This window comes from Pseudomonas sp. Y5-11 (assembly GCF_022368695.1).
GTDB lineage: Bacteria > Pseudomonadota > Gammaproteobacteria > Pseudomonadales > Pseudomonadaceae > Aquipseudomonas > Aquipseudomonas parakoreensis.
This window is the reverse complement of sequence record NZ_CP058974.1, coordinates 1,914,595-1,936,909: the sequence shown is the minus strand read 5'-3', so window position 1 is coordinate 1,936,909 and position 22,315 is coordinate 1,914,595. Positions and strand designations below refer to the sequence as shown.

The window sequence follows — 22,315 nt, the reverse complement described above, 5'->3', positions numbered from 1 at the left end:
GACGCGAACCATTCATGACCAATTCCTCCGCCCCGATTCTCATCACCGGTGCCGGCCAGCGTGTCGGTCTGCACTGCGCGCAGCGTTTGCTTGAAGACGGCCATCAGGTCATTTTCACCTACCGCAGCGAACGTCCAGGCGTGAAAGCGCTGCGGGATCTGGGCGCGATCGGAGTGTTCGCCGACTTCTCCAGCGAAGCGGCCATTCTCGCCTTCATCGATGAACTGAAAACCCATACCGACCGCTTGCGCGCCATCGTCCACAACGCCTCCGAATGGCTGGCGGAAACCCCGGGCAACGAAGCCGAAGCCTTCGTACGCATGCTCAACGTGCACCTGCTCGCGCCGTACCTGATCAACCTGCACTGCACCGACCTGCTCAAGCGCTCGACACCGGCCGACATCATCCACATCAGTGACGACGTCACGCGCAAGGGCAGCAGCAAACACATCGGCTATTGCGCCAGCAAGGCCGGGCTCGACAGCCTGACCCTGTCCTTCGCCGCGCGCTATGCGCCGGCAATCAAGGTCAACGGCATCGCGCCGGCCCTGCTATTGTTCAATCCCGACGACGACGCGGCGTACCGTGCCAAGGCGCTGGCCAAATCCGCGCTGGGCATCGAACCCGGCAGCGAAGTGATCTACCAGAGCCTGCGCTATCTGCTCGACAACCCCTATGTCACCGGCACGACCCTGACCGTTAACGGCGGACGGCACGTCAAATAAGCTGCTGCGCGAGGCTCTCTCATGACCCGTTCCCTGCCCGAGAATTACCGCGAGATCCTCATCGGCCTCGGTGAAGACCCCGACCGCGAAGGCCTGCTCGACACCCCGCTGCGCGCGGCCAAGGCCATGCAATACCTGTGTCACGGCTACGAACAGCGTGTGGAGGAGATCGTCAACGGCGCGCTGTTTGCCTCTGACAGCGACGAGATGATCATCGTCGCCGACATCGAGCTCTACTCGTTGTGCGAACATCACCTGCTGCCCTTCATCGGCAAGGCCCATGTGGCATATATTCCGACCGGCAAGGTGTTGGGACTGTCGAAGATTGCGCGGCTGGTGGACATGTTCGCCCGGCGCCTGCAGATTCAGGAAAACCTTACCCGGCAGATTGCCGACGCAGTGCAACAGGTCACCGATGCCGCTGGCGTCGCGGTGGTCATCGAGGCCCGGCACATGTGCATGATGATGCGCGGTGTCGAGAAACAGAATTCGACCATGAACACCTCGGTCATGCTCGGCGCCTTTCGCGACTCGAGCAACACCCGCCAGGAGTTCCTGCAATTGATTGGACGGAGCAAGTAAATGTCACAACTTCAACCGGGAATGGCGCGCATCCGGGTCAAGGATCTGCGCCTGCGCACCTTTATCGGGATCAACGAGGACGAGATCCTCAACAAACAGGATGTGCTGATCAACCTGACCATCCAGTACGCCGCGCAGGAAGCGGTGCGCGACAACGACATCGATCACGCGCTGAACTACCGCACCATCACCAAGGCGATCATCGCCCACGTCGAGGGCAATCGCTTTGCACTTCTCGAACGCCTGACCCAGGAGCTGCTGGATCTGGTGATGAGCAATACCGCCGTGCTTTACGCCGAAGTCGAAGTCGACAAGCCGCATGCCCTGCGATTTGCCGAATCGGTGTCGATCACCCTCGCGGCCAGCCGCTGAGCGCGTCTGGCGCATTGCTCGCCAGACTTTTATCATCCGCGCCACGAATAGACTGCACAGAGCCCATCATGACCGAGCAACAACGCCTCGAACTCGAAGCCGCCGCCTTCCGCCGGCTGGTCGCCCATCTGGACAGCCGCAAGGACGTGCAGAACATCGACCTGATGAACCTTGCCGGGTTCTGCCGCAACTGCCTGTCCAAGTGGTACAAGGCCGCCGCCGATGACCGTCAGATCGAGGTCAGCCTCGATGACGCCCGCGAAGTGGTTTACGGCATGCCGTACGCCGAATGGAAAGCCCAATACCAGCAAGAAGCCAGCGCCGAACAACAGGCGGCGTTCGCCAAAGGAAAACCCAATGAGTGATCTGAACACCCTGCGCGCCAGCCTCAACAGCGGCGAACACGCTTTCGCCGATACCCTGGCCTTCATCGCTGCCGGTTATGACTACCAGCCGCAAGCGTTCAACAATGGTGGCGTGGAAAACGCTGCCGGGCAGAACGAAGGTTCGTGCAAGACCCTGGGTCTGGCACTGCTGGAAGGCTTGAGCGATGAAGAAGCGCTGCTGGCATTCGGCGAGCATTACCGCTCGGTGCTGGCGACGCCTGAAGGCAGTGACCACGGCAATATCCGTGCGCTGATCAAGCTCGGTCTGGCCGGTGTGAAGTTCGAAGCACAGCCGCTGACCCGCCGCTGATTCAAGATCAAAAGATCGCAGCCTGCGGCAGCTCCTACACTGATCCCTGTAGGAGCTGCCGCAGGCTGCGATCTTTTGACTCTCATAAAAAAACCGGCCGAAGCCGGTTTTTTTGTGCCTGCGGTCTTAGAACGAAGCGTTCTGCAGACCGTCCAGGTAACGCTCGGTGTCCAGTGCCGCCATGCAGCCGGCACCGGCCGAAGTGATGGCCTGACGGTAAACGTGGTCAGCGACGTCGCCGGCAGCGAAGATGCCTTCGACGCTGGTGGCAGTGGCGTTGCCGTCACGGCCGCCCTGCACCACCAGGTATCCGTCTTTGAGAGTCAACTGGCCTTCGAACAGCGAAGTGTTCGGAGTGTGACCGATGGCGATAAACACGCCGTCGACCTTGATTTCGTCGAAGCTGCCATCGTTGTTTTTCAGGCGCGCACCGGTCACACCCATGTTGTCGCCCAGCACTTCGTCGAGGTTGGCGTTCAGCTTGAGGATGATCTTGCCTTCGGCCACACGGGCGTTGAGCTTGTCGATCAGGATCTTCTCGGCGCGGAAGGTTTCGCGACGGTGGATCAGGGTCACGGTGCTGGCGATGTTGGCCAGGTACAGTGCTTCCTCTACTGCGGTGTTGCCGCCGCCGACCACAGCCACTGGCTTGTTGCGGTAGAAGAAACCGTCGCAGGTCGCGCAGGCGGAAACACCTTTGCCCATGAACGCCTCTTCCGACGGCAAGCCCAGGTAACGAGCGCTGGCACCCGTGGCGATAATCAGGGCGTCGCAGGTGTAGGTCGCGCTGTCGCCAGTCAGGGTGTACGGCTTGACGGCGAAGTCCACGGCGTTGATGTGATCGAAAACGATCTCGGTTTCAAACCGCTCGGCGTGCTCGCGCATGCGCTCCATCAGCGCCGGACCGGTCAAGCCGTGCACGTCGCCCGGCCAGTTGTCGACTTCAGTGGTGGTGGTCAGCTGACCGCCAGCCTGCATGCCGGTGATCAGCAGTGGCTTGAGGTTGGCACGGGCGGCGTAGACCGCAGCGCTGTAACCGGCAGGGCCGGAACCGAGAATAATCACTCGCGAATGACGGACTTCAGACATGACCTGCTCCTGTTGACCGGGCCGAAACACTGGCGCGGAACGCCGGACTGCCGGCGGGAATAAAAAAGGACTGTGGATAACCTTGGGGAAGGCATGAGCTCGACAGTCCTGTAAAAAGTTGGGTGCAGCGTATCGAGGGGGGCAAGATTAAGGAAATACGGTTTAACAATCCAGCTCATAGGTGGTCTCTATGCGCAGACTCCGACCGGATCGACGTCTTTGTTACAGTGAATGTCGATCGCTCTGCCGCGCTTTCGCACCGGTTGCAAAGTCGGTAAGGTCGGCGCGTTTTCCCTTGCTCGGAGCCCCTTATGCCCGCCCCCGCTCTGTCCGGCCCGCAATACCTGCGCGAAGGCCTCAAACTGGTTCTCAGCCCGGGCCTGCGCCTGTTCGTGCTGCTGCCGCTGGCGATCAATCTGGTGCTGTTCGTCGGATTGATCTATCTGGCCGGCCATCAGTTCAGCCTGTGGGTCGACAACTTGATGCCGTCGCTGCCCGACTGGCTGAGTTTTCTCAGTTACATCCTGTGGCCGCTGTTCGTGGTGCTGGTGGCATTGATGGTGTTTTTCACCTTCACCATGCTCGCCAACGTGATCGCGGCGCCGTTCAACGGCTTCCTCGCGGAGAAGGTCGAAGTGGTGGTACGCGGCACCGATGATTTCCCGGCCTTCAGCTGGGGCGAACTGATCGCGATGATTCCGCGCACCCTGGCCCGGGAAATGCGCAAGCTCGGCTACTTCCTGCCCCGGGCGATCGGCCTGTTCATCCTCTCGTTCATCCCGGTGGTCAATATCGTCGCCGCGCCGCTGTGGCTGCTGTTCGGCGTGTGGATGATGGCGATCCAGTACATCGACTACCCGGCGGACAACCACAAACTGGGCTGGAACGAGATGCTCGCCTGGCTGCGCCAGAAGCGCTGGCAGAGCATGAGTTTTGGCGGGATCGTCTATCTGGTGCTGCTGATTCCGGTGGTGAATATTCTGATGATGCCGGCCGCTGTTGCGGGCGCGACCTTGTTCTGGGTACGTGAGCGCGGCGCGGAGAACCTTGTCGCACAGCGCTGAGCCGCTCACAGACCGCCAGTCACAAATCCATCATCCGAACGTCACAAGCACGACATGGCCTCAGCCGACACTGAGGTCATGACGACAGCTCTGCATATCACTCTGATCAGCGAAACCTTCCCACCGGAAATCAACGGGGTGGCCAATACCCTTGGCCGCTTGTGCGATGGCCTGCGCGCGCGTGGCCATCAGGTGGAACTGGTGCGACCGCGCCAGGCGGGAGATCCGCAGCGCGTCGATGACGATGCCTTGCTGTTGTGCCGAGGCTGGCCGTTGCCAGGTTATCCGGGGTTGCAGTGGGGTCAGTCGTCGATGCACAAGCTGCTGCGGCGCTGGCAGCGTCATCGCCCGGACGTGCTGTACATCGCCACAGAAGGTCCGCTCGGCCTGTCGGCGTTGCGGGCCGCGCGACGCCTGGGGATCTCGGTGGTCAGTGGTTTTCATACCAATTTCCAGCAGTACACCCATCAGTACGGGCTGGGTTTGCTGACGCGCTTGCTGACGCATTATCTGCGCTGGTTTCACAATCGCTCGGCAATGACCCTGGTGCCGAGCGTCAGTCAGCGCCTGGAACTGGAGCGTCGGCACTTCGACCGCCTCGCCCTGCTCTCCAGAGGCGTGGACAGCCAGTTGTTTCACCCGGCCAGGCGCCTGAACGGGTTGCGTGAGCAATGGGGCCTGAGCGAGCAGGACATCGCGGTGATTCACGTAGGGCGTCTGGCCACGGAGAAGAACCTGGGCCTGCTCAAGCGCTGCTTCGATAAACTCCGCAGCACTTATCCACAGCGAAACCTGAAGCTGATTGTGGTCGGCGATGGACCGCAACGGCTTGCGCTGGAAAGGGAACTGCCTGAGGCGATTTTCTGTGGTTCACAGCGCGGCGAAGCGCTGGCGGCGCACTATGCCTCGGGGGATATTTTTCTGTTCCCGAGCATGACCGAAACCTTCGGCAATGTGGTGCTTGAAGCACTGGCTTCAGGTCTGGGGGTGGTGGCGTACGATCAGGCAGCGGCGGCGCAGCATATTCGCCACGGCTACAACGGTGTGCTGGCGATGCCGGGTGATGAAGAGGCGTTTTGCGATGCGGCGGCTTGGCTGCTGGAAGAAGATGAGCGGTTGCGCTGCGTGCGCCTGAATGCGCGTCAGCATGCCAGTCGCCAGGGGTGGGCGGCGATCATCGAGCAATTTGAAAAGCATTTGCGTGGGGCGTGTCTGCGGGAGCAGGTGTTGCCGAATGCGCAGACATTGCCTTAGATCTTTGCTGATTTTGAAGCCGCCATCGCTGGCAAGCCAGCTCCCACAAGGGCCTGCGGTGAACACAATTTTTGTGAACACCCGCAATACCTGTGGGAGCTGGCTTGCCAGCGATAGCATCAGTTTGAGCGCCGCTTAAACCAGCGTCATCAACGCCTCACGGCTGAACGGCAGAATGTCCTGCTCACGCCCTTCACGGACTTTCAGCGCCCAGTCCGGATCCACCAGCAGCGCACGGCCCACCGCCACCAGATCGAACTCGTCGTTGTTCAGACGCTCCAGCAGTTTCTCCAGGCTCGCCGGTTGTGCGACCTTGTCGGTGTTGACCATGAACTGCAGGAACTCGCCGTCCAGGCCGACGCTGCCAACGGTAATGGTCGGCTTGCCGGTCAGCTTGCGTGTCCAGCCGGCCAAGTTCAGCTCGGAACCGTCGAACTCGGGCTCCCAGAAACGCCGCGTCGAGCAGTGGAAAATATCCACACCGGCGTCGGCCAGCGGCTTGAGGAATTCGCCCAGCGCCTCGGGCGTTTGTACCAGACGCGCGGTGTAATCCTGCTGCTTCCACTGCGAGAAACGGAAGATGATCGGGAAGCCTTCGCCGACGGCGGCGCGCACCGCTTGAATCAATTCGATGGCGAAACGCGAGCGGTTGGCCAGGCTGCCGCCGTATTCGTCGCTGCGCTGATTGCTGCCTTCCCAGAAGAACTGGTCGATCAGGTAACCGTGGGCACCATGGATTTCCACGCCGTCCATGCCGATGCTTTTGGCGTCTTTGGCAGCTTGGGCGAATGCGGCGATCACGTCTTGAATGTCCTGCTTGGTCATGCCGTGCACCACGACCTGACCGTCCTTGAGTTTTTCCGTCGGGCCGTAACCCGGCACGCTGGCGTCCGGCTCGGTGCCGATACGGCGCACGCTGCCGACATGCCACAGTTGCGGAACAATCTTGCCGCCCTCGGCATGCACCGCGTCGACCACTTTTTTCCAGCCGGCCAGTGGCGCTTCACCGAAGAACTGCGGCACGTTCGGGTAACCGTTGGAGGCCTTGTGACCGACCGTGGTGCCTTCGGTGATGATCAGACCGACACCGGCCGCAGCGCGGCGACGGTAGTACTCGATCACTTTGGAGTTGGGCACGCCACCCGGGGAAAACGAGCGGGTCATTGGCGCCATGACCACGCGGGTCGGCAGTTCGAGGGCACCGAGGTGGAACGGTTTGAACAGGGCTTGCACCGGCATTGGAAGGCTCCACAGGGAATGACTTTATGACGGCGATAATATGGAGAGTCGCAAGCCTTGAACAGCATTATTGATTTGAGTGATCAAGGATCAAAAGACACAAAGCAAAGATCGCAGTCTGCGGCAGCGCCTGCAACGGTCAGTGCAGAAACGAAAAAATCGCAGCTTCGACAGTCCTTGTAGGAGCTGCCGCAGGCTGCGATCTTTCGCTCTGACTATTTCAGCCCAACGCTTTTTCAATCGCGTGAACGATGGTCGGATCATCCGGCGCCGTACGCGGCGAAAACCGCGCCAGCACCCGGCCGTCCTTGCCAAGCAGAAACTTCTCGAAGTTCCAGGTGATATCCCCGGGAAACTCCGCGCCCTCGCCCGCCAGCAAGCGGTACAGCTGGTGCCGCTCGTGACCGTTGACTTCAAGCTTGCTCGACAACGGGAACGTCACGCCGTAGTTCAGGCTGCAGAATTCCTGGATTTCCTGCTCCGTGCCTGGTTCCTGGCCGGCAAACTGGTTGCACGGTAGGCCCAGCACACTGAAGCCTTTGTCTTTGAATTGCTGATAGAGGTTTTCCAGTGCCGCGTACTGTGGAGTCAAGCCGCATTTGGAGGCGACGTTGACCACCAGCACGACTTGGCCCTTGAACGGCGCCAGCGGTAGCTCCTGACCATCCAGGGCTGTCAACTTAAGGTCGTGAAAAGCACTCATGACGTACTCCAGGATTCCCGTGTTCTACTCGAAACAGCCACTTGGCGAGGCCACCAAGGACAGCCGCGGACTAAAAAGGCGCCCGCAGGCGCCTCTCCAGTACTCGAAGCTTAGCGCAGAAAATCAGTGGTGATGGCCACCTTCGCCATGGACGTGACCATGCGCGACTTCTTCCTGGCTGGCGTCACGGACAGCAACGACCTTCACTTTGAAGTTCAGGCGCTGACCGGCCAGTGGGTGGTTACCGTCAACGGTGACATCGTCGCCGTCCAGGTCACGGATGGTCACGATCTGCATCTGGCCGTCCGGCGCCGAAGCGTGGAACTGCATGCCGACTTCCAGCTCGTCAACGCCTTCGAACATGCTGCGGCTCAGGGTGCTGACCAGTTCGGCAGCGTATTCGCCGTAAGCGTCTTCCGGCTCAACGGACACTTCCAGCTCGTCACCAACAGCCTTGCCTTCCAGCGCTTTTTCCAGGCCCGGGATGATGTTGCCTGCGCCTTGCAGGTAGACCAGCGGAGCGCCGCCGGCGGAGCTGTCGATGACCTCACCAGCGTCGTTGGTCAGGGTATAGTCGATAGAGACAGCCTTGTTGGCGGCGATCAGCATGGGGCGAAACCTTTTGTATAAGAATATAGAAAGACCCAGTTTAGCGAAGCAATCGCGCGAAAGCGAACACAACCCGGACAAACGGGAATCAACGATCACCGGCTTCCATCAGGACGAGGAGGGTCACTGGGTGGCCGAGCTATCCTGTGGCCACACCCAGCACGTGCGTCATCAGCCGCCCTGGCAATCGCGCGCGTGGATCCTTGACCCGGCACAACGTGTGGAAAAAATAGGCCAACCCTTTACCTGCGGTTGGTGCGCACAAGGCTCGGTTAGCGATAACCTTGGCGACTGAATTTCGGTAGGCGGTCACATATAGATCGCCACCCTTGCCATGCACCCTCAGAGAATCCGCATGCAAACTTTTTTTATCGCACCCACCGATTTTGGCGTGGGTCTGACCTCCATCAGCCTGGGGCTGGTGCGTACCCTGGAGCGGGCCGGACTGAAAGTCGGCTTCTTCAAACCGATTGCCCAGCCGCATCCCGGCGACACCGGCCCCGAGCGTTCCACCGAACTGGTGGCGCGCACCCACGGCCTGAAACCGCCGCAACCATTGGGCCTGGCCCACGTCGAGCGGATGCTCGGCGACGGTCAGCTCGATGAACTGCTCGAAGAAATCATCGCCCTGTATCAGCAAGCGGCTGTCGGCAAGGACGTGCTGGTGGTCGAAGGCATGGTGCCGACCCGCAGCGCCAGCTACGCCGCGCGGGTCAATTTGCACCTGGCCAAAAGCCTGGATGCCGAGGTGATTCTGGTCTCGGCTCCGGAAAACGAAGTGCTCGCCGAACTCTCCGGCCGCGTGGAATTGCAGGCGCAACTGTTCGGCGGTCCGAAGGATCCGAAAGTCCTCGGCGTGATCCTCAACAAGGTCAAAACCGAGGAGAGCATGGAGGCCTTCGCCACGCGGCTGAAGGAGCATTCGCCGTTGCTGCGCAGCGGTGACTTCCGCCTGCTCGGCTGCATTCCGTTCCAGCCCGAACTCAACGCCCCACGTACCCGCGACGTTGCCGACCTGATGGGCGCACAGGTGCTCAACGCCGGCGACTATGAAACCCGGCGCATGACCAAAATCATCATCTGCGCGCGCACCATGCGCAACACCGTGGAGCTGCTCAAACCCGGCGTGCTGGTGGTAACCCCGGGCGACCGCGACGACATCATTCTTGCGGTCAGCCTTGCGGCGCTCAACGGCGTGCCATTGGCCGGGCTGTTGCTGACCAGTGACACCCTGCCCGATCCACGCATCATGGACTTGTGCCGTGGCGCGTTGCAGGCCGGTCTGCCGGTATTGTCGGTGAGCACCGGCTCCTACGACACCGCCAACCTGCTCAATGGCCTGAACAAGGAAATCCCCATTGATGACCGCGAGCGCGCGGAGATCATCACCGACTTCGTCGCCAGCCATCTCGACGCCAAGTGGTTGCACCAGCGCTGCGGCACCCCGCGGGAAATGCGCCTGTCGCCAGCGGTATTCCGCTATCAACTGATTCAACGGGCGCAGTCGGCAAACAAGCGCATCGTCCTGCCCGAAGGCAGCGAGCCGCTCACCGTGCAGGCGGCGGCGATCTGTCAGGAGCGCGGCATCGCCCGTTGCGTGTTGCTGGCCAAACCGGCGGACGTTGAAGCCGTGGCCCGCGCGCAAGGCATCGAGCTGCCGCCGGGGCTGGAGATTCTCGATCCGGACCTGATCCGCGAGCGCTATATCGAGCCAATGGTCGCCCTGCGCAAAAGCAAAAGCCTCAACGCGCCGATGGCCGAACAGCAACTGGAAGACACCGTGGTCATTGGCACCATGATGCTTGCGCTGGATGAAGTCGATGGTCTGGTGTCGGGCGTGATCAACACCACCGCCAACACCATCCGCCCGGCGCTGCAACTGATCAAGACCGCGCCAGGCTGCACGCTGGTGTCTTCGGTGTTCTTCATGCTGTTCCCCGAAGAAGTGCTGGTCTACGGTGACTGCGTGATGAATCCGCACCCAAGCGCAACTGAGCTGGCCGAGATCGCCCTGCAAAGCGCCGACTCGGCAGCGGCCTTCGGCATCACCCCGCGCGTGGCGATGATCAGTTACTCCAGCGGCGAGTCGGCCAGCGGCGAAGAAGTCGAGAAAGTCCGCGAAGCCACCCTGCTCGCCCACGAGCAACAGCACTCGCTGCTGATCGACGGGCCGCTGCAATACGACGCCGCTGCCAACGCCGATGTGGCCCGGCAACTGGCGCCCAACAGCCAGGTGGCCGGCCGCGCCACGGTGTTCGTGTTCCCCGACCTGAACACCGGCAACACCACCCACAAAGCCGTGCAGCGCAGCGCCGACTGCGTCAGCCTCGGCCCGATGCTGCAAGGTCTGCGCAAACCGGTGAACGACCTGCCGCGCGGCGCGCAGGTCGACGACATCGTCTACACCATCGCCCTGACCGCGATTCAAGCCGCCAACCGACCTATGGATGTGTAAATGCTGGACTTCCTGCCCGCCCCGATTCGCGGCGTGATCGCCGCACTGCTGTTGGCGCTCAATACGATTCTGCTGTGCTCGTTTCTGTTCTGTGTGGCGCTGATCAAAGTGCTGCCCTTCGACCTCGCCCGCCGCGCCTCGCTGTGGCTGATGAGCCACACCCACGAAGCCTGGATCAGTAACAACAAGGGCTGGATGAACCTGGTACGCCGCACCCGCTGGCACATCAGCGGCTTGCAAGGCCTGGATTACAAACACTCGTATTTGATCACCAGCAACCACCAGAGCTGGGTCGACATTCTGGTGCTGCAATACGTGCTCAACCGGCGCATCCAGCCACTGAAATTCTTCCTCAAGCAGGAGCTGATCTGGGTCCCGGTGATTGGCCTTGCGTGGTGGGCGCTGGGCTTTCCGTTCATGAAACGCTACTCCAAGGCCTATCTGGAAAAACACCCGGAGAAGAAAGGCAAAGACCTGGAAACCACGCGCAAGACCTGCGCGAAGTTTCGCGACAACCCGGTGGGGATTTTCAACTTTGTCGAAGGCACACGCTTCACCGAAGGCAAGCACGCGCAGCAGCAATCACCGTTTAAATACCTGCTCAAGCCCAAGGCTGGCGGCATCGCCTTTGTGCTGGACGCGATGGGTGAGCAACTGGAGTCGATCGTCAACGTGACCATCCACTACCCGGGCGGGCGTCCAGGGTTCTGGGATCTGTTGTGCGGCAACGTGCGCGACGTGGTGGTGCACTTTGAAGAACTGAAAATCCCGCCGGCCTTCATCGGCAAGAACTACGACCAGGACGGCGAATACCGTCTGCAGTTTCAGGGCTGGATCAACCAGCTGTGGCAGGACAAGGATGCGCTGCTGGAGCAGATGCACCGCGAATTCCCGAACCGGCACTAACCTTGTGGGAGCTGGCCTGCTGGCGATGGCCGAGATCAGCAAGCATCACTGGTGAATGACATAGCGCCATCGCTGGCAGGCCAGCTCCCACAAAAACAAGATCAAAAGATCGCAGCCTGCGGCAGCTCCTACAGGGAAGATAATACAACCCGCACGCGGCGCATGCCGCCCCACTCCAGGATGAGCGCAAGCTCGGCTGCAGCTCTTGATCTTGATCCACGGGCGACGTCGGAAGGCTGAGCGAAGGGATTGATCCGGGGGTGGGAGCGCAGCGACCGTTTGGCGCAGCCAAACACAGCGAGAGGAGGTGCAGCGAAGCAAACCGTAGGCGCTGCCCCCGGATCAATCCCGCAGCGAAGGGACCCCGAGCCCCAGCGAGCGGGCCGAACGCAGGAGCAAGCCTTTTGGGTTACCTTTTCGGCGTTTGGAAAAGGTGACTCGCCGTAAGGGCGAAACCCTAAGCAGCCGTTACCGCAGCAACGGATATGTACTCAATCAACAAGAGCATGGTCGGCCCAAAAGCCGCCATCGCCGAAAACCAAATCGCCCCCAATAAAAAAGCCCGCCGATGATCACTCATCCGCGGGCCTTTCATTTCCGGCTAACGCTTAAATCGCGCCACGCTTGCGCAGCAGATCCAACACCTGCTTGACGCTCTCTTCCAGCGACAGCGACTGCGTGTCGATCACCAGATCGGCATTCAGCGGCACGTCATACGGGAACGACTCACCCGGAATATTATCGCCACCCGCAGCATACAAGCCTTGCGGATCACGCTCGGCACACACCGCCGGCGAAGCCTGCACATAAACCGTCAGCAGACGCTCCTTGCCGATCAGCTCCCTGGCCTGCTCGCGACCTTCAGCACTCGGCGCAACAAACGCCGCCAGGGTCAACAGACCGGCTTCGTTGAACTGACGCGCCACATGTGCGGCACGACGCCAGTTCTCGGTACGACCGGCACGATCCTGCGGCAGACCTTTGTTCAGGTCGTGACGCAGATTCTGACCATCCAGCACAAACACCGCACGGCCCATGTCGAACAACTTGCGCTCGACCGCATAGGCCAGCGTGCTCTTGCCCGCGCCCGACAGACCGCTGAACAGCACGGTAGCCGGTTGCTGGCCAAAGCGCTGGGCACGTTCTTCGGTAGCAACGTGGGCCAGTTTGCCGTGGTGGGTGGCCGTGCCGTGGCTCAGTGGCTGAGCGACGATCATGCCGGCGCCAACGGTGCCGTTGGTCAGACGATCAATAACGATGAACGCGCCGGTGGTGCGGTTGCTGTCGTAACCGTCGAGGGCGATCGGCGCGTCGAGCGCGACCTTCACCTTGCCGATTTCGTTGAGCTGCAACGCGCTCGCCGGACCTTCTTCAAGGGTGTTGACGTCGACCTTGTTGACGATGCTGGCAATCGAGCCGGGCACGTAACTGGTGGCGCGCTTGATGTCGTATTTCTTGCCCGGCAACATCGGCTCTTCAGCCATCCACACCAGCATCGCTTCGAAGCTGTCGGTGACCGGCGGCACGTTGTCGGCATGCACCAGCAAGTCGCCACGGGAGATGTCGATTTCGTCTTCCATGGTCAGCGTCACCGCTTGACCAGGACCGGCCTGCTCCAGCTCACCTTCGAAGGTAACGATGGATTTGACACGGCTGCTCTTGCCCGACGGCAGCACCACCACTTCGTCGCCCTTGTGCACGATGCCGCTGGCGAGGGTGCCGGCGAAGCCGCGGAAGTTCAGGTTCGGACGGTTGACGTATTGCACCGGGAAGCGCAGATCGGTGAAGTTGCGATCGCCCGACACCTCCACGGTCTCGAGAATTTCCATCAGCGACTGGCCCGTGTACCACGGCGAGCGCTCGGACTTGTTCACCACGTTGTCGCCCTTGAGAGCAGACATCGGCACGAAGTGCATGCTGGTCGGCTTCATCTTCAAGCCTTCGGCGAACTTCAGGTAGTCGGCCTTGATCGACTCGAACACGCCTTCATCGAAGTCTTTCAGGTCCATCTTGTTGATGGCGACGACGATGTGCTTGATGCCGAGCAACGAGGCGATGAAGCTGTGGCGACGGGTCTGGGTCTGCACGCCGTAACGGGCATCGACCAGAATGATCGCCAGGTCACAGGTGGATGCACCGGTGGCCATGTTGCGGGTGTACTGCTCATGGCCGGGGGTGTCGGCGATGATGAACTTGCGCTTGGCGGTGGAGAAATAGCGGTAGGCGACATCAATGGTGATGCCCTGCTCACGCTCGGCCTGCAGGCCGTCGACCAGCAATGCCAGGTCGATGTCGTCACCGGTGGTGCCGACTTTCTTCGAATCGCGGGTAATGGCTTCCAGATGATCTTCGTAGATCATCTTGGAGTCGTGCAGCAGGCGCCCGATCAGGGTACTTTTGCCGTCGTCGACGTTACCGCAGGTCAAAAAGCGCAGCAGCTCTTTACGTTCGTGCTGGCCCAGGTAGGCGAGGATGTCCTCGCTGATCAAATCAGATGCGTGCGACATGACAACCCCTTAGAAATAGCCTTGACGTTTTTTATCTTCCATCGAGCCGGCGCCATCGTGGTCGATGACCCGGCCCTGGCGCTCGGAAGTTCGCGTCAGGAGCATTTCCTGAATGATGTCCGTGAGGCTTTCGGCCTCGGACTCCACCGCGCCCGTCAACGGGTAGCAGCCAAGGGTACGGAAACGCACTTTCTTTTTGACGATACGCGCCTTGTCCTCGTCGGACAGATGCTCAAGGATGCGCTCGTCGTCGATCATGATCAGGGTGCCGTTCTTCTCGATCACTTCGCGTTCGGCGGCGAAGTACAGCGGCACGATCGGGATGCCTTCGAGGTAGATGTACTGCCAGATGTCCAGTTCGGTCCAGTTCGACAACGGGAACACACGAATGGATTCGCCCTTGTTGACCTTGCCGTTGTAGACGTTCCACAGCTCCGGACGCTGATTCTTCGGGTCCCAGCGATGCTTGCTGTCGCGGAACGAATACACGCGCTCCTTGGCGCGGGACTTCTCTTCGTCACGACGGGCACCACCGAACGCGGCGTCGAAACCATGCTTGTCGAGTGCCTGCTTCAGGCCCTCGGTCTTCATGATGTCGGTGTGCTTGGCGCTGCCATGGGTGAACGGGTTGATGTTCTGCGCCACGCCATCGGGGTTGATGTGGGTGATCAGGTCCAGGCCCAGCTCTTCGACCATCTTGTCGCGGAACTTGTACATCTCCTGGAATTTCCAGCGAGTGTCGACGTGCATCACCGGAAACGGCAGTTTGCCCGGGAAGAACGCCTTGCGTGCCAGGTGCAGCATCACGGCGGAGTCTTTACCGATGGAGTACAGCATCACCGGGTTGTCGAACTCGGCGGCCACCTCGCGGATGATGTGGATGCTTTCCGCCTCCAGCTGTTTCAGATGCGTCAGTTTGTCGACCATGGCTACTCACGAAAGCTTTCTTATGAACGGCCAGCGGGCCGTGTTCGAGCGGGGAATCCTAGCACAGCGCCCTCTTCTAATCAGGACGCCAACTAGATCGAAAGGGCATATGAATATGCCCACCAGTTTGCCCCACTAACCCTGTAGGACAGCATCTCAGATCAGGCTCGCCGGGAGTCGTCAGATCGGGTTCGGGCAGTCGATGAAGATGTGTTCCAGAGCAAAACGTTTTGCCAGGTAGTCGCCCAGCGCCTGCACTCCATAGCGCTCGGTGGCATGGTGGCCGGCGGCGATGAAGCTGATGTCGTTTTCCCGGGCGCTGTGGAAGGTCTGCTCGGAGGCTTCGCCACTGAGGAACAGATCAACGCCCGCCGCCACGCCCTGATCGATATAGCCCTGCCCGCCACCAGTGCACCAGCCGACCCGGCGAATCATCGCACTGCCTTCGACCAGCAGTGGCTCGCGCCCCATGACATCCTGAACCTTGCGCGCGAAATCACGCGGGGTCATGGGCTCGTTCAACGAGCCGACCAGCCCGACGATCTTCAGGTTGTCCGGGTCCAACGGCCCTTCGACGGTGATGTCCAGTTGACGCGCCAGTTGCACGTTGTTGCCAACCTCCGGGTGCAGGTCCAGTGGCAGGTGATAAGCGAGCAGACTGATGTCGTGCTTGAGCAGGGTCTTCAGGCGGCGCTGCTTCATGCCGGTGATGCACGGGTTTTCGCCTTTCCAGAAATAGCCGTGATGCACGAGTATCAGATCGGCTTCGGCTTCCACTGCAGCATCGAGCAAGGCCTGACTGGCGGTGACGCCACTGACAATGCGCATCACCTGCGGACGACCTTCGACCTGCAGGCCATTGGGGCAATAATCGGCGATTTTCGCACTGCCGAGGTAACGGTCGGCTTCTTCGACCAGGGTGCTGAGGGCGACAGCCATGAAAGACTCCTAAATATCCCGTTCAGAGGCGCGCGCGGCCTCGTATAATGCGCGACATTATCGGCGGTCTGCCCCCGCCTGCAACTTTTCCAGGACGTGCTTAATGCTCAAGGCGCTGCGTTTTTTTGGCTGGCCGCTGTTGGCCGGCGTGCTTATCGCTCTGTTGATTATTCAGCGTTACCCGCAGTGGGTCGGGCTTCCGAGCCTCGACGTCAACCTGCAACAGGCCCCGCAAACCACCAGTGTGCAGCAGGGCCCGGTGTCCTATGCCGACGCGGTGACCATCGCCGCACCGTCGGTGGTCAACCTCTACACCACCAAAGTCATCAACAAACCGGCGCACCCGCTGTTTGAGGACCCACAGTTCCGGCGCTTCTTCGGTGACAACTCGCCGAAGCAGAAACGCATGGAATCGAGCCTCGGTTCCGGCGTGATCATGAGCCCGGAAGGCTACATCCTGACCAACAACCACGTAACCACTGGCGCCGATCAGATCGTGGTGGCACTCAAGGATGGGCGCGAAACCCTCGCCCGCGTCATCGGCAGCGACCCGGAAACCGACCTCGCGGTGCTGAAGATTGACCTGAAAAACCTCCCGGCGATCACCGTCGGCCGCTCCGACAACATCCGTATCGGCGACGTCGCGCTGGCCATCGGCAACCCGTTCGGCGTCGGCCAGACCGTGACCATGGGCATCATCAGCGCCACCGGGCGCAACCAGTTGGGCCTGAACAACTACGAAGACTTCATCCAGACCGACGCGGCGATCAACCCGGGCAACTCCGGCGGCGCACTGGTCGATGCCAACGGCAACCTCACCGGCATCAACACCGCGATCTTCTCCAAGTCCGGCGGCTCGCAGGGCATCGGTTTTGCGATCCCGGTGAAACTGGCGATGGAAGTGATGAAGTCGATCATCGAGCACGGTCAGGTGATACGTGGCTGGCTCGGTATTGAAGTGCAGCCGCTGACTCAGGAGCTGGCCGAGTCGTTTGGCCTGTCCGGGCGTCCGGGAATTGTCGTGGCGGGAATCTTCCGCGATGGCCCGGCACAGAAGGCCGGCCTGCAGCTGGGTGACGTGATTCTGAGTATCGACGGCGAACCGGCGGGTGATGGCCGCAAGTCGATGAACCAGGTGGCGCGGATCAAGCCGACTGACAAGGTCACGATTCAAGTGATGCGCAATGGCAAGGAGCTCAAGCTGACCGCGGAAATCGGCCTGCGTCCACCGCCGGCGCCGGTCAAGGAAGAAGAGTAAACAACAACCCAAAAACACTGTGGGAGCGAGCTTGCTCGCGAAGAGGCCGGCACATTCAACATCGTTATTGAATGGCCAAGCGCTTTCGCGAGCAGGCTCGCTCCCACAGGTTCAGCGGCGGTTTAGAGGTCGCCGAGGCCGTCGATCAGCGCCTGATTCTGCTCCGGCGTACCGATCGAAATCCGCAGGAACTGGGCAATCCGCTCCTGCTTGAAGTGACGCACGATCACGCCCTGCTCGCGCAGCCTGGCCGCCAGCCCTGCCGCATCGTGTTGCGGGTGACGGGCAAAGATGAAGTTCGCCGCCGACGGCAGCACTTCGAAACCCTTGGCCTGCAACTGCGCAATGACCCACTCGCGACTTTCGATGACCAGACGGCACGTCTTGTCGAAGTACTCGCGATCCTCGAACGCGGCCGCCGCCCCGACAATCGCCAGACGATCCAGCGGATAGGAGTTGAAGCTGTTTTTGATTCGCTCCAGCGCTTCGATCAGATCCGGATGACCCACCGCCAGGCCGACACGCAGTCCGGCCAGCGAGCGCGACTTGGACAGGGTCTGGGTCACCAGCAGGTTCGGATAACGATCCACCAGGCTGATCGCCGTTTCGCCGCCGAAGTCGATGTAGGCCTCATCCACCACGACCACCGAATCCGGGCTGGCCTGGAGGATCTGCTCGACCGCTTCCAGTGCCAGCAGGCAACCGGTCGGTGCGTTCGGGTTGGGGAAAATGATCCCGCCGTTGGGTTTGGCGTAGTCCGCCGGGTTGATCTGGAACTGTGCGTCCAGCGGCACGGCGTCGAACTGGATGCCGTACAGACCGCAATACACCGGATAGAAGCTGTAGCTGATGTCCGGAAACAGCAGCGGCTGCTCGTGTTGCAGCAGACCGTGGAAAATGTGCGCGAGCACTTCGTCCGAACCGTTGCCGAGGAACACCTGATTGCTCTGCACGCCGTAGTAGTGGGCGACGGCGGTTTTCAGCAGATCGCTGTTCGGGTCCGGGTACAGGCGCAGATTGTCGTTGAGCTCGGTCTGCATCGCCGCCAGGGCTTTGGGCGACGGGCCGTAAGGGTTTTCGTTGGTGTTGAGCTTGACCAGTCTGGTCAGCTTCGGCTGTTCGCCCGGCACATACGGCACCAGATCCTTGACGAACGGGCTCCAGAATTTACTCATGTTCAATTCCCCTTCACTTCGTCTTTGATGCGGTATTCGGCACTGCGGGCGTGCGCGCTCAGGGATTCGCCACGGGCCAGCACGGACGCGGTCTTGCCCAGCTCGGAAGCACCGGCCTCGGAGCAGAAGATGATCGACGAACGTTTCTGGAAGTCGTACACCCCCAGTGGCGAGGAGAACCGCGCAGTGCCGGAGGTTGGCAGCACGTGGTTCGGGCCGGCGCAGTAGTCGCCCAGCGCCTCGGAGGTGTGACGGCCCATGAAGATCGCGCCGGCGTGACGGATCTGCGGCAACCACGCTTGTGGGTCAGCGACCGACAGCTCTAGATGTTCCGGGGCGATGCGGTTGGCGACTTCGATGGCTTGCGCCATGTCACGCACGTGAATCAGCGCACCGCGACCATTGATCGAAGTTTCGATGATGGCCGCGCGGTCCATGGTCGGCAGCAGTTTGTCGATGCTCGCCGCGACCTTGTCGAGGAACTCGGCGTCGGGACTGACCAGAATCGCCTGCGCGTCTTCGTCGTGCTCGGCCTGGGAGAACAGGTCCATGGCGATCCAGTCCGGATCGGTCTGGCCGTCGCACACTACGAGAATTTCCGAGGGGCCGGCGATCATGTCGATGCCGACCTGACCGAATACGTGGCGTTTGGCAGTGGCGACATAGATGTTGCCCGGGCCGACCACTTTGTCCACCTGCGGCACGCTTTCGGTGCCGTAAGCCAGTGCGGCAACCGCTTGTGCGCCGCCAATGGTGAACACCCGGTCAACGCCGGCAATGCACGCCGCCGCCAGCACCAGCTCATTGATTTCACCGCGCGGGGTCGGCACCACCATGACCACTTCGGCCACGCCGGCAACCTTGGCCGGAATCGCGTTCATCAACACCGACGACGGGTATGACGCCTTGCCGCCCGGCACGTACAGGCCGGCGCGATCCAGCGGCGTAACCTTCTGGCCGAGCACGGTGCCGTCGGCCTCGGTGTAGCTCCAGGAGTCCTGTTTCTGTTTTTCGTGGTAGCTGCGCACCCGCGCCGCGGCTTTTTCCAGCGCTTCGCGCTGTGCCACGGTGATGCGAGTCAGGGCCAGTTCCAGACGCTCGCGCGGCAGGATCAGGTCAGCCATCGAGGCGACTTCGAGACCGTCGAATTTCTGGGTGAACTCGACCAGCGCGGCGTCACCGCGTTCGCGCACCGCCTTGATGATGTCCAGCACGCGCTGATTGACCGAGTCGTCAGACACACTTTCCCAGCTCAGCAGATGATCCAGATGATGCGCGAAATCCGGGTCAGCAGCGTTGAGTCGGCGAATTGCAGTCGGTGCGGTCATAGCGAGAGCCTCATAGGAATGGCAAAAACTCAGGCGCCCTAACTTAGCAGTCGTTTCCGCTTGGGCACCTGAGATTCTGGCTATGAGGCGGATAGACGGGCGCGACTCAAGGTCGCGCAGGTACATCAGCCGCGGTGTCGCGATTCCACTGCCGTGCGCAGGGTATCGATCAACGCCTGGATTCGGGCGTGTTGCATCTTCATCGAAGCCTTGTTGACCACCAGGCGCGAGCTGATCGTCGCGATCAGTTCCTGAGGTTCCAGGCCGTTGGCGCGCAGTGTGTTGCCGGTGTCGACCACGTCGATGATCTTGTCGGCCAGACCGATCAGCGGCGCCAGCTCCATCGAGCCGTAGAGCTTGATGATGTCGACCTGACGGCCCTGCTCGGCGTAGTAGCGCTTGGCAACGTTGACGAACTTGGTCGCCACGCGCAAACGGCCCTTGGGCTCGGCTGCGCCGATCTTGCCGGCCGTCATCAGCTTGCACTGGGCAATCTGCAGATCCAGCGGCTCGTAGAGGCCCTGGCCGGTGTATTCCATCAGCACGTCTTTACCGGCGACGCCGAGGTCGGCCGCGCCATGCTCGACATAGGTCGGCACGTCGGTGGCACGCACGATCAACAGACGTACGTCATCCTGAGTGGTGGGGATGATCAGTTTGCGGCTCTTGTCCGGATTCTCGGTCGGCACGATGCCGGCTTCAGCGAGAAGCGGCAGGGTATCGTCAAGGATGCGGCCCTTGGACAGTGCGATGGTCAACATGGGAAACGTCAGTCCTTATCAAGGTACTCATGTCCGGTCGCAATCGGCGCCGGACACACATCGAGCCGGATACCGGCTCGACTCGAAACAAATTCAGTGGACACCTCCCTGTGCCCAGTGCAGCGACTAGCCCGGAACGCGACGGATCTTGGCGCCCAGCATCTGCAGTTTTTCTTCGATGCACTCGTAACCACGGTCGATGTGGTAGATGCGGTCGATCAGGGTATCGCCTTCGGCCACCAGGGCCGAGATGACCAGACTCGCCGAAGCACGCAGGTCGGTGGCCATCACTGGCGCGCCCTTCAGCACTTCAGTACCGGTGACGATCGCAGTGTTGCCTTCGACCTGGATTTTGGCGCCCATGCGGTGCAGTTCGTACACGTGCATGAAACGGTTTTCGAAGATCGTCTCGATTACCGCACCGGTGCCTTCGGCAATGGCGTTGAGCGAGATGAACTGCGCCTGCATGTCGGTCGGGAACGCTGGATACGGTGCCGTGCGCACGTTGACCGCTTTCGGGCGCTTGCCGTGCATGTTCAGCTCGATCCAGTCTTCACCGCTGGTGACTTCAGCGCCGGCTTCACGGAGCTTTTCCAGAACGGCTTCGAGGATGGTCGGATCGGTGTCCTTGACCTTCACACGGCCACCGGTGACCGCTGCGGCCACCAGGTAGGTGCCGGTTTCGATACGGTCAGGCATGACTTTGTAGAAGCACGAGCCCAGGCGCTCGACGCCATCGATGGTAATGGTGTCGGTACCAGCGCCGGAAACCTTGGCGCCCATGGCGTTGAGGAAGTTCGCCAGGTCAACCACTTCCGGCTCGCGCGCAGCGTTCTGCAGCACGCTGCGACCCTTGGCGAGGGCTGCAGCCATCATGATGTTTTCGGTACCGGTCACACTGACGGTATCGAAGAAGAAGCTTGCGCCGCGCAGGCCGCCTTCAGGCGCCTTGGCCTTGATGTAGCCGCCTTCGACGTCGATCACCGCGCCCATGGCTTCAAGACCACGGATGTGCAGGTCAACCGGGCGCGAACCGATGGCGCAACCGCCAGGCAGGGCGACTTCGGCTTCACCGAAACGGGCAACCATCGGCCCCAGAACCAGGATCGAGGCACGCATGGTTTTCACCAGTTCGTACGGCGCGATCAGGGTCTTGATGGTGCGTGGGTCGATTTCAACGCTGAGTTTCTCGTCGATCACAGGCTCGATGCCCATGCGACCGAACAGCTCGATCATGGTGGTGATGTCGTGCAGGTGCGGCAGGTTGCCAACGGTCACCGGGCCATCGCACAGCAGGGTGGCGGCCAGAATCGGCAGGGCGGAGTTCTTCGCCCCGGAGATACGGATTTCGCCATCAAGACGAACGCCACCGGTAATAATCAATTTATCCATAAGAATCTCGACGCCCTAGGGCTCAGGTGCGCTCGGCCCAGGCCGCGCTGCTGAAAAATTTCATAGTGACCGCGTGGATGCTGCCATCAGCGATCCAAGGGTTCAAATGGGCATAGATGCTTTGCTGACGCTTGACCGGGCTCAACGCCGCCAGTTCATCACTAATCACGTTCAGCTGGAAGTTGCAGCCTTCGCCTTCAACTTCCACCTGCGTTCCTGGCAGCTTTCCTTCAAGGAAGCTCTTCACTTCTACGGCCTGCATGCTCAACCTCAATCGGCGCCCTGTGCGCACGGGTCGGACATCATACAAAAAAGCCCCGCGCCTGCGAACCCC

General features: G+C 61.0%; 23 protein-coding genes. 11 read left to right on the top strand and 12 right to left on the bottom strand.

Features of this window, described 5'->3' with window-relative positions:
• Positions 1 to 14 precede the first annotated feature (14 nt).
• The 5 genes from folM (at position 15) to HXW87_RS08465 (ending at position 2,375) form a co-directional block, all read left to right on the top strand.
• A complete protein-coding gene (folM, locus tag HXW87_RS08485) occupies positions 15 to 725 on the top strand; it encodes a dihydromonapterin reductase (protein ID WP_239778749.1) in 711 nt (236 codons plus the stop codon).
• A 21-nt stretch (positions 726 to 746) separates the two neighbouring features.
• A complete protein-coding gene (gene folE / locus HXW87_RS08480) occupies positions 747 to 1,307 on the top strand; it encodes a GTP cyclohydrolase I FolE (protein ID WP_239778748.1) in 561 nt (186 codons plus the stop codon).
• The gene (folX, locus tag HXW87_RS08475; RefSeq protein ID WP_041073935.1) at positions 1,308 to 1,679 is read left to right on the top strand and encodes a dihydroneopterin triphosphate 2'-epimerase; all 372 of its coding nucleotides are present in this window, start codon (positions 1,308 to 1,310) and stop codon (positions 1,677 to 1,679) included. It abuts the gene before it with no gap.
• Positions 1,680 to 1,747: 68 nt separating this feature from the next.
• Complete coding sequence (locus HXW87_RS08470; RefSeq protein WP_007968038.1) at positions 1,748 to 2,044, top strand: DUF1244 domain-containing protein; 297 nt, start codon at positions 1,748 to 1,750, stop codon at positions 2,042 to 2,044.
• A complete protein-coding gene (locus HXW87_RS08465) occupies positions 2,037 to 2,375 on the top strand; it encodes a HopJ type III effector protein (protein ID WP_239778747.1) in 339 nt (112 codons plus the stop codon). Before HXW87_RS08470 ends, HXW87_RS08465 begins: the two co-directional genes overlap by 8 nt.
• A gap of 126 nt (positions 2,376 to 2,501) precedes the next feature.
• Here HXW87_RS08465 and trxB read toward each other — a convergent pair whose 3' ends face one another.
• Positions 2,502 to 3,464: a thioredoxin-disulfide reductase gene (trxB, locus tag HXW87_RS08460; protein WP_047291749.1), complete on the bottom strand. Its 963-nt coding sequence runs from the start codon at positions 3,462 to 3,464 to the stop codon at positions 2,502 to 2,504.
• Positions 3,465 to 3,775: 311 nt separating this feature from the next.
• Here trxB and cysZ point away from each other — a divergent pair, with 311 nt between their 5' ends.
• Both cysZ and HXW87_RS08450 read left to right on the top strand, forming a co-directional pair.
• A complete protein-coding gene (gene cysZ / locus HXW87_RS08455) occupies positions 3,776 to 4,528 on the top strand; it encodes a sulfate transporter CysZ (protein WP_239778746.1) in 753 nt (250 codons plus the stop codon).
• Between the two features lie 54 nt (positions 4,529 to 4,582).
• Positions 4,583 to 5,782 (top strand): glycosyltransferase family 1 protein, encoded by a 1,200-nt coding sequence (locus tag HXW87_RS08450; protein WP_239778745.1) that lies wholly within the window; start codon positions 4,583 to 4,585, stop codon positions 5,780 to 5,782.
• Between the two features lie 135 nt (positions 5,783 to 5,917).
• On the opposite strand, the gene HXW87_RS08445 is transcribed toward HXW87_RS08450, so the two are convergent.
• The 3 genes from HXW87_RS08445 to HXW87_RS08435 form a co-directional block, all read right to left on the bottom strand.
• Positions 5,918 to 7,021 carry an NADH:flavin oxidoreductase gene (locus HXW87_RS08445; protein WP_047291742.1) on the bottom strand — a complete coding sequence of 368 codons (1,104 nt, stop codon included), beginning with the start codon at positions 7,019 to 7,021 and terminating at the stop codon, positions 5,918 to 5,920.
• A 220-nt stretch (positions 7,022 to 7,241) separates the two neighbouring features.
• Positions 7,242 to 7,724, bottom strand: coding sequence for a glutathione peroxidase (locus HXW87_RS08440; protein ID WP_182403868.1), 483 nt, complete (start codon positions 7,722 to 7,724; stop codon positions 7,242 to 7,244).
• Between the two features lie 123 nt (positions 7,725 to 7,847).
• Positions 7,848 to 8,333, bottom strand: a complete 486-nt coding sequence (locus HXW87_RS08435) for a peptidylprolyl isomerase (RefSeq protein ID WP_003221719.1) — start codon at positions 8,331 to 8,333, stop codon at positions 7,848 to 7,850.
• On the opposite strand from HXW87_RS08435, the gene HXW87_RS08430 reads away from it, so the two are divergent.
• The 3 genes from HXW87_RS08430 to HXW87_RS08420 are packed head-to-tail and all read left to right on the top strand — an operon-like array spanning position 8,332 to position 11,694.
• Positions 8,332 to 8,628, top strand: coding sequence for a DUF3565 domain-containing protein (locus tag HXW87_RS08430; protein WP_182403876.1), 297 nt, complete (start codon positions 8,332 to 8,334; stop codon positions 8,626 to 8,628). The two genes, HXW87_RS08435 and HXW87_RS08430, sit on opposite strands and share 2 nt — an antisense overlap.
• A gap of 60 nt (positions 8,629 to 8,688) precedes the next feature.
• Positions 8,689 to 10,788: a phosphate acetyltransferase gene (gene pta, locus HXW87_RS08425; protein WP_047291738.1), complete on the top strand. Its 2,100-nt coding sequence runs from the start codon at positions 8,689 to 8,691 to the stop codon at positions 10,786 to 10,788.
• Complete coding sequence (locus tag HXW87_RS08420) at positions 10,789 to 11,694, top strand: acyltransferase (protein ID WP_095667482.1); 906 nt, start codon at positions 10,789 to 10,791, stop codon at positions 11,692 to 11,694. It abuts the gene before it with no gap.
• A 608-nt stretch (positions 11,695 to 12,302) separates the two neighbouring features.
• Here HXW87_RS08420 and cysN read toward each other — a convergent pair.
• The 3 genes from cysN to HXW87_RS08405 all read right to left on the bottom strand — a co-directional run bounded on the left by cysN (position 12,303) and on the right by HXW87_RS08405 (position 16,067).
• Complete coding sequence (gene cysN / locus HXW87_RS08415) at positions 12,303 to 14,201, bottom strand: sulfate adenylyltransferase subunit CysN (RefSeq protein WP_239778744.1); 1,899 nt, start codon at positions 14,199 to 14,201, stop codon at positions 12,303 to 12,305.
• A gap of 9 nt (positions 14,202 to 14,210) precedes the next feature.
• A complete protein-coding gene (gene cysD, locus HXW87_RS08410; protein WP_007912374.1) occupies positions 14,211 to 15,128 on the bottom strand; it encodes a sulfate adenylyltransferase subunit CysD in 918 nt (305 codons plus the stop codon).
• Positions 15,129 to 15,308: 180 nt separating this feature from the next.
• A complete protein-coding gene (locus tag HXW87_RS08405; RefSeq protein ID WP_047291328.1) occupies positions 15,309 to 16,067 on the bottom strand; it encodes a Nif3-like dinuclear metal center hexameric protein in 759 nt (252 codons plus the stop codon).
• Positions 16,068 to 16,170: 103 nt separating this feature from the next.
• On the opposite strand from HXW87_RS08405, the gene algW reads away from it, so the two are divergent.
• A complete protein-coding gene (gene algW / locus HXW87_RS08400; protein ID WP_041072868.1) occupies positions 16,171 to 17,325 on the top strand; it encodes a Do family serine endopeptidase AlgW in 1,155 nt (384 codons plus the stop codon).
• Between the two features lie 122 nt (positions 17,326 to 17,447).
• Here the strand turns inward: algW and hisC are convergent, their stop codons facing one another.
• The 5 genes from hisC to HXW87_RS08375 all read right to left on the bottom strand — a co-directional run bounded on the left by hisC (position 17,448) and on the right by HXW87_RS08375 (position 22,243).
• On the bottom strand, positions 17,448 to 18,500 hold the full coding sequence (gene hisC / locus HXW87_RS08395; RefSeq protein WP_182403862.1) for a histidinol-phosphate transaminase: 1,053 nt from the start codon (positions 18,498 to 18,500) through the stop codon (positions 17,448 to 17,450).
• 2 nt (positions 18,501 to 18,502) lie between these two features.
• Positions 18,503 to 19,828, bottom strand: a complete 1,326-nt coding sequence (gene hisD, locus HXW87_RS08390) for a histidinol dehydrogenase (protein WP_095667485.1) — start codon at positions 19,826 to 19,828, stop codon at positions 18,503 to 18,505.
• 125 nt (positions 19,829 to 19,953) lie between these two features.
• Positions 19,954 to 20,589 carry an ATP phosphoribosyltransferase gene (gene hisG / locus HXW87_RS08385; protein ID WP_041072861.1) on the bottom strand — a complete coding sequence of 212 codons (636 nt, stop codon included), beginning with the start codon at positions 20,587 to 20,589 and terminating at the stop codon, positions 19,954 to 19,956.
• Between the two features lie 126 nt (positions 20,590 to 20,715).
• A complete protein-coding gene (gene murA / locus HXW87_RS08380; RefSeq protein WP_045122295.1) occupies positions 20,716 to 21,981 on the bottom strand; it encodes a UDP-N-acetylglucosamine 1-carboxyvinyltransferase in 1,266 nt (421 codons plus the stop codon).
• A 22-nt stretch (positions 21,982 to 22,003) separates the two neighbouring features.
• Entirely contained in the window at positions 22,004 to 22,243 is a 240-nt protein-coding gene (locus HXW87_RS08375; protein ID WP_007953556.1) for a BolA family protein, read from the bottom strand.
• Positions 22,244 to 22,315: the final 72 nt, after the last annotated feature.